The sequence below is a fragment of the Phenylobacterium sp. genome (assembly GCF_036501465.1).
Lineage (GTDB): Bacteria > Pseudomonadota > Alphaproteobacteria > Caulobacterales > Caulobacteraceae > Phenylobacterium.
This window is the reverse complement of sequence record NZ_DASYAF010000070.1, coordinates 1-10,277: the sequence shown is the minus strand read 5'-3', so window position 1 is coordinate 10,277 and position 10,277 is coordinate 1. Positions and strand designations below refer to the sequence as shown.

The window sequence follows — 10,277 nt, the reverse complement described above, 5'->3', positions numbered from 1 at the left end:
CGCCTTCTTCACCGCCTTCGGGTTCGGCTGGCTGGCAAATCGCCAGAGCGGGCTGATCGGCATCTGGGCGCGCCGCTGGCCGCTGAACCTGGCGCTGGCGATCGCCTCGACCGCAGCCAGCCTGGGCATCGTGGGCGTGGCGCCAAGACTGACGCTGGCCGATCCGGGGCTGGCCACGGTCGCGAACGCCGGCCTCTATGCGCTGGCCACCTGGAGCTGGACCTTCGCCCTGATCGGCGTGGCCCTGCGCTACCTCAACACCGAGAGCCCGGCGCGCCGCTATGTGGCCGACTCGTCCTACTGGCTCTACCTGATCCACCTGCCGCTGGTGATGGCCCTGCAGGCCGCCGTGGCCAAGCTCGACCTGCCGGCGGAGGCGAAGATCCTGATCGTGCTGGGCGTCGCCTTCCCACTGATGTTCGCCAGCTACCAGCTCATGGTGCGCCGGACCTTCATCGGCGCCATCCTCAACGGGCGGCGAGTCCCCAAGCGGGAAAAGACAGTCCGCATCGCCGCTCGCATGGAGCCCGCCGAATGACCGCAAAGACGCCCGGCGACAGCGCCCGCGACGACCTCGCCTTCATCAAGGCCCTGGTGGCGCCCGACGACACCTGGCAGCAGCAGTTCGGCACGATCTACTTCGCCGCCGGCGTCTGCTACTCGGTCCAGATCGCGCTCCACCTGGGCCAGATCCTGGGCGCCGTCACCAACCAGGGCCTGGTCGCCCAGGTCATCGGCTGGGGCCCGACGGTGGTGTTCGTCTCGCTGCTGGTCTGGATCGTGCGGCGCAACAAGCCGCGGCAGATCGCCGGCCCCTCGCGCGCGGTGGGCACGGTGTTCGCCGCGGTGGGCATGGCCAACATCTTCCTGTGCATCAGCATCGGCTCCATCGCCCTTCGCCAGCACAACCAGACGATCTGGTTCATCTATCCGGTGGTGGTGATGGTGCTGCAGGGCATGGCCTGGCTGGTGGCCTACTCGCTGCGGCGCAAGGCCTGGCTGGGGCTGGTGGCGCTGGGCTGGTTCGGCGTCGGCGTCGCCATGGCGTGGTTCATCGACGACGTGATGGGCTACACGATCGCCGCCGCGGTCGGGATCGTCTGCTTCATGACCATCCCGGGCTTTTACCTGATGCGCCTGCCCGCCCAGGGCTCCCAGGCTTCCGCGGGAAGTAGGGGCGTCTGAGCGTGCCCGCCGCCCGACCCAGTCTGGACATCGGCCGGATCGACGAGGTGATCCACGGCCGCCTGCGCCTGGGCGTCATGGCCTATCTGGCCAATGCCGAGGTGGCGGACTTCAACGAGCTGAAGGACGTGCTGGAAGTGACCCAGGGCAATCTGTCGGTCCAGCTGCGCAAGCTGGAGGACGCGGCCTATGTCCAGATCGAGAAGGGCTACCTGGGCCGCAGGCCCCGCACCCAGGTGCGCATCACGCCTGCCGGCCGCGCCGCCTTCGCCGCCTATCTGGAAGAGCTGGGCAAGCTGATCGGGCCGCAGGGGTGATTTCCGACCGGGCTCAGCTTGGATCCCGGCTTTCGCCGGGACAAGCGGCGTGGGATCAGCCGAAGAGTTCCGTCTGGAACGCCGGCGCGGCCTTGAGCGCGGCCCTTGGCCCCAGCACCGCTGTCGCCGAGGCCTTCTGCGCCAGGATGCGCTCGGTCAGGGCCACGAGGTCGGCGGGCGTCACGGCGTCGACTTCGGCGGCTATCTCGTCGGGATCGAGCGTGCGGCCGAACATCAGCACCTGGCCGGCGGCCTGTTCGGCGCGGGCCAGCGCGCTCTCGCGGCCCATGAACATGGCGCCCTTCAGCTGGGCCTTGGCGCGGGACAGCTCCGCCTCGCCCACCGGGTTCAGCAGGCCCACGATCTCGCCCGCGCAGACCTTGGCGAGTTCGGCCGCGTCGCCCGCCGCGCAGCCGGCGTAGACGCCAAGCACGCCGACATCGGAATAGGTCTCCGGATAGGCGTCGATGGCATAGGCCAGACCCCGGTTCTCGCGGGCCTCCTGGAACAGCCGCGAGGCCATGCCGCCGCCCAGCACCTCGGCCAGCAGGCGAAGCGCGAAATAGGCGTCGTCGCTCGCGCCCACGGCCGGCAGCAGCAGCACCAGGTTGGCCTGTTCCAGCGGCTTGGCGTGGGTCGATTGGCCGCCGACGAAGCGGCCCGGTTCGCCGGCCGGCGACGGCGCCCCGCCGGCGCCGCCGAAGTCGCGCTCCGCCAGGCGCAGCAGGCCGTCCTCGTCCACCGCGCCGGCGGCGCTGATCACCAGGCTGGCCGGTCCGTAGAGGCTGGCGCGCCAGTCCCCGAGCGTCCGCGGCGTCGCGCTGGCGATGCTGTCGGTGGTGCCCAGGATCGGGCGGCCCAGGGGCTGGCCGGCGAAGGCCGCGGCCTGGGCCATCTCGAAGACCAGGTCGTCGGGGGCGTCGGCGGCCTCGGCGATCTCCTGGCCGACCACCTGCTTCTCGCGGGCGAGATCAGCTTCGGCCATCGCCGGGCGCTGCACTAGGTCGGCGATCACCGCCGAGCCGAGGTCCAGGCCGTCCGCCAGGGCGCGGACCTGGAAGCTGGTGCGCTCATAGCCGGTGGCGGCGTTGATGTTGCCGCCCGCCGCCTCGATCACCTCGACGATGGCCCGGGCCGAGCGGCCGCCAGCGCCCTTGAAGACCATGTGCTCCAAAAGGTGCGACCAGCCGGAATGGGCCAGGTCCTCGGCGCGCGCGCCGCGGCCGGCGACCACCGACAGGGCCACGGTCTGAAGCCCGGGAATCGGGTCGCAGACGACCCGGACGCCGTTGGCGAGCGTGTGGACCCTAGGTGTCTTTGGCGGCGTGATGCTCAGGCTCCGGCGAAGGCGCGGACGTAGGCCTTGATGGTGTCGGCCTCCGCCGGCAGGCGATCGAAGCGCTCAGGCTTGGCCGACAGGTCGGCCGCCCCACGCGGCAGGGCGGGCGTCACGCCGCAGGCCTTGGCCACGGCTTCGGGGAACTTGGCGGGGTGGGCGGTGGACAGCGCCACGACCGGTCCCTTCAGGTCCCTGGCGCGGCGCAGCGCGGCGAGCGCCACGGCGGTGTGCGGATCCACCAGCTCGCCGGTCTCGTTCAGCGTGGACAGGATCGTCCGCGCGGTGTCCTTCTCGCTGGTCGAGGCGCCGAGGAAGAGGTGGCGCATATAGGCCGCGGCCTGCGGCGGCAGGTCGATGGCGCCGGCGCCGGCGAAGGCCTCGAAGGCGCGGGCGGTCTCCACCGGCTCGCGCTCCACCGCCTCGAAATAGAGCCGCTCGAAGTTCGACGCCGACTGGATGTCCATGGCCGGCGAGATGGTCGGGTGCACCTTGCCGCGAGCGTAGCGGCCGGTCTGGAAGGTCTGGGCCAGGATGTCGTTGGCGTTGGTGGCCACCAGGATGCGGCCGATCGGCAGGCCCATCTCGCGCGCCACGAAACCCGCGAAGGCGTCGCCGAAGTTGCCCGACGGAACGGCGAAGGAGACCTCGCGTTCCGGCGCGCCCAACGCCACGGCGGTGGTGAAGTAGTAGACCGCCTGGGCGGCGATGCGGGCGAAGTTGATCGAGTTGACGCCGGACAGGTCCACCGCCTGGCGAAGGGCCTGGTCCTGGAAGGCCGCCTTGACGATCGCCTGGCAGTCGTCGAACGAGCCCTTCACCGCCACGCAGGCGACGTTGGGCTCGGCCGCCGTGGTCATGAACCGGCGCTGCGCCTCGCTGATCCGGCCTTCGGGGAAGAGCGCCACCACGCTGACGTTCTTGCGGCCCCGGAACGCCTCCACCGCGGCGCCGCCGGTGTCGCCGGAGGTGGCGCAGAGGATGGTCTGCACCCGGCCCTGGCCGCCCAGGATATGGTCGTAGAGCCGCGCCAGGATCTGCATCGCCACGTCCTTGAAGGCGAGGCTGGGGCCATGGAACAGCTCGGCCAGGAAGACGTCGGCGCTGAGCTGGGTCAGCGGGACCACGGCGGCGTGGGTGAAGGTGGAATAGGCCTCGGCGCACATCTGGCGCAGGTCGGCCGCGGCGATCTCGCCCTCGGCGAAGGCGCCGATCACCCGGGCGGCGACCTCGGCATAGGGCTGGCCCGCGAAGCCCGCGATCTCCTGCGGCCGCAGCAGCGGCCAGGCTTGCGGCACATAGAGCCCGCCGTCGGGCGCCAGGCCGCCGAGGACGGCGTCCACGAAACCCACCTGAGGCGCCTGCCCGCGCGTGGAGACGTAGCGCATCAGCCCCTCATCCGCCTGAAGACATTCGTTTGAAGACCGCCGCGCCATAGACGCCGGCCAGGGCTCCGGCAAGGCCGAACCAGGTGATCGCGTAGCTCAGGTGGTTGTTGGGGACGTTCAGCGGGAAGGGCGCCGGGACCAGGCCCTTGAAGTCCGGGTTGGTCGAGGTCTCGGCCATCAGGAACAGCGGCGAGACCGGCGGGTCGGCGTGCAGCGCCGCGCCCATGGCCCGGGCGTTGTGCAGATACCAGCGGGTCGCAGTGTTGGGCGGGGTCATGAAGTTGCCGGGGTCGCCCTTGCGCAGCACGCCGGTGACCTCGACGGGGGTCGTGTCGGCGGGATCAGGCAGCGGCCGCGCGGTCACGGTCTCCGGCACGAAGCCGCGGTCCACCAGGATCGAGTTGTAGTGACCGGTAATGACGTGGCAGGCCGAGATCAGCCGCGAGCCGATCTGGCCCTCGCGCAGGCTGTAGAGTTCCAAGGCCCGCGCGCGCGCCAGGCCCGGGCAGGTGACCTTCACGCGGGTGTATTCCTCGTCGTGGCCGAGCGCCTGGGCGTCCAACACCGGCTCGAGCGCCACAGCCTGGGCGGCCTCGGCGCGGGCGATGCCGGCCAAGAGCGCCTCCTTCCACTTCAGCCGCTGCAGCTGCCAGACGCCAAGGCCGATCAGGATGGCGAAGGCGATCACCACCGCGATCGTCAGGCCCACGGGGAAGCCCTTCGCCTCCGGCCGCGCCGGCCCCGGCTCGATCTTCGGCTCCCAGCTATCGGTCATGGCGCGCCTCACACATGACGCGATTGAGACGCCTTGTTCTTGAACTGGGCGGCCAGCATCAGTCCCTTCATGGGCCGCAGCAGCACCAGGACGATCACCAGGGTCATCGGCAGCCAGATCGCCAGCGTCAGCCATACCGGGGTGCGCCAGGCCACCATGGTGATCAGCGCCCCGAAGGCCACGATCAGGCCGGCGATCAGGATCACGAAGACGGCGGGGCCATCGCCCGAGTCCGCGGCGGCGAGGTCGAAGCCGCAGGCCTCGCACCGCGGCGAGACCTTCAGGAAGCCTTCGAAGAGGAAGCCCTCTCCGCAGTTGGGGCAGCGGCCGGCTGCGCCCGACAGCAGAGGATCGGGCTTGCTCATGACCTGCCTAGCCGTGCGCTCCGAAGATCACGTAGACGAAGGAGAACAGGAACAGCCAGACCACGTCCACGAAGTGCCAGTACCAGGCGGCCGCCTCGAAGCCGAAGTGCTTCTGCGGCGTGAAGCCGCCGCCGATCAGCCGGCCCAGGCAGACGATCAGGAACAGGGTCCCGATCAGCACGTGGAAGCCGTGGAAGCCGGTGGCCATGATGAACGACGAGCCGTAGAGGCCGGCGCTCGCCGCCTCCTCGGAGAAGAAGTACTTGTGCTCGAAGATGTGGCTGTACTCGTAGGCCTGGATCGAGGTGAACAGGATCCCGAGCAGGATCGTCAGCACCAGGCCGATCTTGGCGCTCCTGCGGTCGCCCACCTGCAGGGCGTGGTGCGCCCAGGTGACCGTGGTGCCCGACAGCAGCAGGGTCAGCGTGTTGACCAGCGGCAGCTGGAACGCCGGCACCGTCTCGACGCCCTTCGGCGGCCAGGTGGCCCAGGCGGCCCGCACGTCATCGAGGTTCGACAGCGTGCGGTGGTGATGGAACAGCGCCATCTCGAAGAAAATCCAGAACCAGGCGACGAAGAACATCACCTCCGAGGCGATGAACAGGATCATGCCGTAGCGCAGGCCGATGGAGACGACCGGGGTGTGGTCGCCGGTGTTGGCCTCGATCACCACATCGCGCCACCAGACGATCATCGTGAACAGCACGCCGGCCAGGCCCGCGAAGAACAGCCACGGCGTATGCGCCGGGATCCCGAACAGGCCCTTCATCCAGGCGACTCCGCCCAGCGCCATCGCCGTCGCCGCGATCGAACCGATCAGCGGCCAGGGCGACGGATTGACCAGGTGGTAGTCGTGCTTCACGCCATCAGCCATCGGTGGTCCCAAGTCCCTTACAAACCCCGCGGCCCGACACGCAGACTCATCCGCGCAGAGAGGCCGGTTCGCGTCACGCTATAGCCCTGCCCAGCCCGCCCCGCCAAGGGGAAAGGACCGGATTTCCACCCCCTTCAGGCCATCCCGGGCGCCAGCCCGGCGGCCGGGGCGCTTTTCCCCTGTTCCGCCCACCGGAATCCTGCGCGAGTATGCGCCGCATGGACAAGGAGAGTTCCGTTCAGTCGGCCCGGCGGGTCCTGACGATCATCGAGGCCCTGAACCGCCGCCGCGTGACCTCGCTGGAAGTGCTGCACGCCCGCACCCGCCTGCCGAAGTCGACCCTGGTGCGGCTGCTCGAGACCCTGATCGAGGAAGGCTATGTGGTGCGCGTCTCGCGGCGCGAGGGCTATGCGCTCACCGATGCGGTGCTGCGGCTCTCCGCCGGCATCCGCCACCGCGACGTGCTGGTGGACGTGGCCCGCCCGCTGATGGAAGCCTTCACCCAGGAGCATCGCTGGCAGGTGTCGCTGGCGACCAGCGAGAACAGCTGGATGCTGGTGCGCTTCACCACCCGCCACCTGAGCCCCTTCGCGCGCGAGGAGATCTTCCTGAACCGCCGGGTGCCGATGCTGCAGAGCGCGATCGGCCGCGCCTACATGGGCTTCTGCACGAGCGAGGAGCAGGAATTCATCCTGCGGCTGATCGAGGACAGTCACCCCGACGAGATCGAGACGGCCGGCGGCCGCGAGAAGGTGGCCGCGATCCTGCGGCGCGTGCGGCGCGACGGCTATGGCACCATCGTGCGGCCGGCGGAGGACCCTTCGCGCAGCTTCGCCATCCCGATCCTGCATCGCGACCGCACCGACCGGCCTCTGGGCTCGGTAGTGATCTTCTACTACCGCTCGGTGATGACCGAGGCGGAGGCGGTCGCCAAGTACATGCCGCCGCTAACCCGGCTGGCCGCCGCCGTCGCCGAGGGCCTGGCCCAGGCGCTGGACGTGGACCATGCGGCGGCCGCCAACGGCTAATCGGCGGCCTTGTTGGCCCCGGCCTTCACGTCGGTCGCCGGGAAGAAGGTGTAGGACAGGGTGATGGACTGGCCGCTGCTGGTGTTGAAGTCCGAGGCGTATTTCGGATCGACGAAATAGAGCACCGGCATCTCCACCGTGGCGCCGGCCGCCACCGTCTGGTCCGAGAAGCAGAAGCAGGACAGCTTGCGGAAGTAGGTCCCGGCCTGCTCGGGCGCGACATTGAACACCGCGCGCGCGGTCACCGGGTGGTCGGCGTGGTTGGTCACCTTGAAGGTGGCGACCGCAGTGTCGCCGATCTTCACCGTCTGCGACGGCTGCTCGGGCGTGAAGTCCCAGGGCAGGCCGCGGACGTTGGTGTCGAAGCGGATCTCCAGCGTCCGGTCGAGCACCTTGTCCGGCTTGGTCTCGGCCCTGCGGACCGTGCCGCCGTAGCCGGTGGCCTGGCAGAAGGCGCGATAGAACGGGACCGCGGCGTAGGCGGCGCCGACCATGCCGGCCAGCACCACGCCGCAGACCAGGGCGACGCGGCCGTTGCGGCCCAGCCTGCGCGGGGACGCCTTGCGGCCGGATGGGGGGTCAGAAGGGCTGCTTGACGACATTTCCGCCCAATCGAACGATGGTGACCACGAAAACCAGGATGACGAAGATCGCCAGCCCCAGGGCGAGCGCGATGTTGCGGCCGCGCCGGGCCTTGGCCTCGGCGGGCGTCTCGCTGGCGGGATCGCTCATCCGAAGCCTCCCGGAACGATGGCCGACAGCAGGGCCAGCGGCTTCGCCCCGGCCAGATGCTCGACCAGCAGGGTGGCGAACAGCAAGGTCAGGTAGAGGATCGAGAAGGCGAACAGGTTGCGCGCGTCCTTGGCCCCGGCGCGGACGTCGTAGAGGCCTCCCTTGGAGTCAGAGGGGTCGTTGCGCTCGCCCGCCGCCTCGCCCGCGTGGCTGCGGAACAACCGCCAGGCCAGCAGCAGGAAGACCAGGCCGCCCAACCCGGCCACCGCCAGATAGGCGACGCCGCCCAAGCCGGTCAGCACCGGCGCCAGGCAGAGCGGGGTGAACAGCAGGCTGTAGATCAGGATCTGGCGGCGCGTGGAGGCCGGGCCCGCCACCAGCGGCATCATCGGCACCCCGGCCTTCTGGTAGTCCTCGCTGGTGTAGAGGCTGAGCGCCCAGAAGTGCGGCGGCGTCCACATGAAGATGATGGCGCACAGCAGCCAGGCGTTGAGCGGCACGGTCCCGGTCGCCGCCGCCCAGCCGATCACCGGCGGCAAGGCGCCGGCCAGGCCCCCGATGACGATGTTCTGCGCCGTCCAGCGCTTCAGCCAGACCGTGTAGACCACCGCGTAGAAGAAGATGGTGAAGGCCAGCAGGCCGGCCGCCAGCCAGTTCAGCGCCATGCCCATCAGCATGACCGAGAACAGCGACAGCACGACGCCAAGCGCGAGCGCGTCGGCGCCCTGCACCCGGCCCGCCGGCACCGGCCGGCCGCGGGTGCGGCGCATCTTGGCGTCGATGTCGGCGTCGTACCACATGTTGAGCGCGCCGGAGGCGCCGGCGCCCACCGCGATGCAGAGGATGGCGACGCCGGCCAGCACCGGGTTGACCTGGGTCCCCGCGCAGACCAGGCCGGTGAGCGCGGTGAACACCACCAGGCTCATCACCCTGGGCTTCAGGAGCTGGATGAAGTCCTGCCAGCGGGCGGGTCGGACCGCGGCTGCGACGACGGTCTTCTCGGGATGGGAAACGGCCTCGGACATGGCCATGGAAGTCTACTCTCAAAAGGTCGAGGGGCGCGAACGAGACGTTCGCGCCCCTCGGGGTCTCGTTGTCGTCGAGCGCCTAGTGGCTTTCGGCCTCGACCACCGGCAGTTCGCTGAACTGGTGGAACGGCGGCGGCGAGGACAGCGTCCACTCCAAGGTGGTCGCGCCTTCGCCCCAAGGATTGGCCTCGGCCTTGCGGCGGAACACCATCGCGTCGATCAGCACCAGGATGAACACGCCCACGCCCACCAGGGTGATGACGTAGCCGATCGAGGAGACCTTGTTCCAGAAGGCGAAGCCGTCCGGATAGTCCACATAGCGGCGCGGCATGCCCTGCAGGCCCAGGAAGTGCTGCGGGAAGAAGACCACGTTCACGCCGATGAACATGATCCAGAAGTGCAGCGCGCCCAGCCACTCGCGGTACTTCACGCCCCACATCTTCTCGAACCAGTAGTAGAAGCCGCCGAAGATCGCGAACACCGCGCCCAGGCTCAGCACGTAGTGGAAGTGCGCCACCACGTAGTAGGTGTCCTGGAACTGGTAATCGACGCCGGCGTTGGCCAGCACCACGCCGGTCACGCCGCCGACGGTGAACAGGAAGATGAAGCCCATCGCCCACAGCATGGGCGTCTTGAAGTCGATGGAGCCGCCCCACATGGTGGCGATCCAGCTGAACACCTTCACGCCCGTGGGCACCGCGATGACCATGGTGGCGGCGATGAAGTAGGCCGTCAGGTTCACGTTCATGCCGGTGGTGAACATGTGGTGCGCCCACACCAGGAAGCCGACGAAGCCGATGGCCACCATGGCGTAGGCCATGGCGAGGTAGCCGAAGACCGGCTTGCGGCTGAAGGTCGACACGATGTGGCTGATCATGCCGAAGCCCGGCAGGATCAGGATGTACACCTCGGGGTGCCCGAAGAACCAGAACAGGTGCTGGAACATCACCGGGTCGCCGCCGCCGGCCGCGTCGAAGAAGTGGGTGTGGAAGTTGCGGTCGGTGAGCAGCATGGTGATCGCGCCGGCCAGGACCGGCAGCGAGAGCAGCAGCAGGAACACCGTCACCAGGATCGACCAGACGAACAGCGGCATGCGGTGCAGCGTCATGCCCGGCGCCCGCATGTTGAAGATCGTGGTGATGAAGTTGATGGCGCCCAGGATCGAGCTGACGCCCGCGAGGTGGATGGACAGGATCACGAAATCCATGGCCGGGCCGGGCGAACCGGTGGTCGAGAGCGGCGGATAGAT

At 69.3% G+C, this 10,277-nt stretch carries 13 protein-coding genes; 4 read left to right on the top strand and 9 right to left on the bottom strand.

The window, feature by feature from the left end; genetic code table 11:
• The 3 genes from VGL85_RS07250 to VGL85_RS07240 form a co-directional block, all read left to right on the top strand.
• The coding region (locus VGL85_RS07250) for an acyltransferase family protein (protein ID WP_331587534.1) at positions 1-538 on the top strand (538 nt) is incomplete at its 5' end.
• On the top strand, positions 535-1,185 hold the full coding sequence (locus VGL85_RS07245; RefSeq protein ID WP_331587532.1) for a hypothetical protein: 651 nt from the start codon (positions 535-537) through the stop codon (positions 1,183-1,185). The genes VGL85_RS07250 and VGL85_RS07245, both read left to right, overlap by 4 nt.
• A gap of 2 nt (positions 1,186-1,187) precedes the next feature.
• Complete coding sequence (locus tag VGL85_RS07240) at positions 1,188-1,502, top strand: transcriptional regulator (RefSeq protein ID WP_331587530.1); 315 nt, start codon at positions 1,188-1,190, stop codon at positions 1,500-1,502.
• Positions 1,503-1,557: 55 nt separating this feature from the next.
• On the opposite strand, the gene VGL85_RS07235 is transcribed toward VGL85_RS07240, so the two are convergent.
• The 5 genes from VGL85_RS07235 to VGL85_RS07215 are packed head-to-tail and all read right to left on the bottom strand — an operon-like array spanning position 1,558 to position 6,240.
• Positions 1,558-2,832 carry a pitrilysin family protein gene (locus tag VGL85_RS07235; RefSeq protein WP_331587536.1) on the bottom strand — a complete coding sequence of 425 codons (1,275 nt, stop codon included), beginning with the start codon at positions 2,830-2,832 and terminating at the stop codon, positions 1,558-1,560.
• Positions 2,833-2,834: 2 nt separating this feature from the next.
• On the bottom strand, positions 2,835-4,226 hold the full coding sequence (thrC, locus tag VGL85_RS07230; protein ID WP_331587528.1) for a threonine synthase: 1,392 nt from the start codon (positions 4,224-4,226) through the stop codon (positions 2,835-2,837).
• Positions 4,227-4,233: 7 nt separating this feature from the next.
• Positions 4,234-5,001, bottom strand: a complete 768-nt coding sequence (locus VGL85_RS07225; RefSeq protein ID WP_331587525.1) for an SURF1 family protein — start codon at positions 4,999-5,001, stop codon at positions 4,234-4,236.
• Between the two features lie 8 nt (positions 5,002-5,009).
• Positions 5,010-5,366: a DUF983 domain-containing protein gene (locus VGL85_RS07220; protein WP_331587523.1), complete on the bottom strand. Its 357-nt coding sequence runs from the start codon at positions 5,364-5,366 to the stop codon at positions 5,010-5,012.
• A 7-nt stretch (positions 5,367-5,373) separates the two neighbouring features.
• The gene (locus tag VGL85_RS07215) at positions 5,374-6,240 is read right to left on the bottom strand and encodes a cytochrome c oxidase subunit 3 (protein WP_331587521.1); all 867 of its coding nucleotides are present in this window, start codon (positions 6,238-6,240) and stop codon (positions 5,374-5,376) included.
• Between the two features lie 209 nt (positions 6,241-6,449).
• On the opposite strand from VGL85_RS07215, the gene VGL85_RS07210 reads away from it, so the two are divergent.
• A complete protein-coding gene (locus tag VGL85_RS07210) occupies positions 6,450-7,268 on the top strand; it encodes a helix-turn-helix domain-containing protein (RefSeq protein ID WP_331587518.1) in 819 nt (272 codons plus the stop codon).
• Here the strand turns inward: VGL85_RS07210 and VGL85_RS07205 are convergent.
• The 4 genes from VGL85_RS07205 to VGL85_RS07190 all read right to left on the bottom strand — a co-directional run.
• Positions 7,265-7,870 (bottom strand): cytochrome c oxidase assembly protein, encoded by a 606-nt coding sequence (locus VGL85_RS07205; protein ID WP_331587515.1) that lies wholly within the window; start codon positions 7,868-7,870, stop codon positions 7,265-7,267. The two genes, VGL85_RS07210 and VGL85_RS07205, sit on opposite strands and share 4 nt — an antisense overlap.
• Positions 7,848-8,000 (bottom strand): hypothetical protein, encoded by a 153-nt coding sequence (locus VGL85_RS07200; protein ID WP_331587513.1) that lies wholly within the window; start codon positions 7,998-8,000, stop codon positions 7,848-7,850. The genes VGL85_RS07205 and VGL85_RS07200 overlap by 23 nt, the downstream gene beginning before the upstream one ends.
• Positions 7,997-9,025: a heme o synthase gene (gene cyoE / locus VGL85_RS07195; protein ID WP_414695197.1), complete on the bottom strand. Its 1,029-nt coding sequence runs from the start codon at positions 9,023-9,025 to the stop codon at positions 7,997-7,999. Before cyoE ends, VGL85_RS07200 begins: the two co-directional genes overlap by 4 nt.
• A gap of 82 nt (positions 9,026-9,107) precedes the next feature.
• Positions 9,108-10,277: cbb3-type cytochrome c oxidase subunit I (locus tag VGL85_RS07190; RefSeq protein WP_331587509.1), on the bottom strand; the 1,170-nt coding region annotated here is incomplete at its 5' end.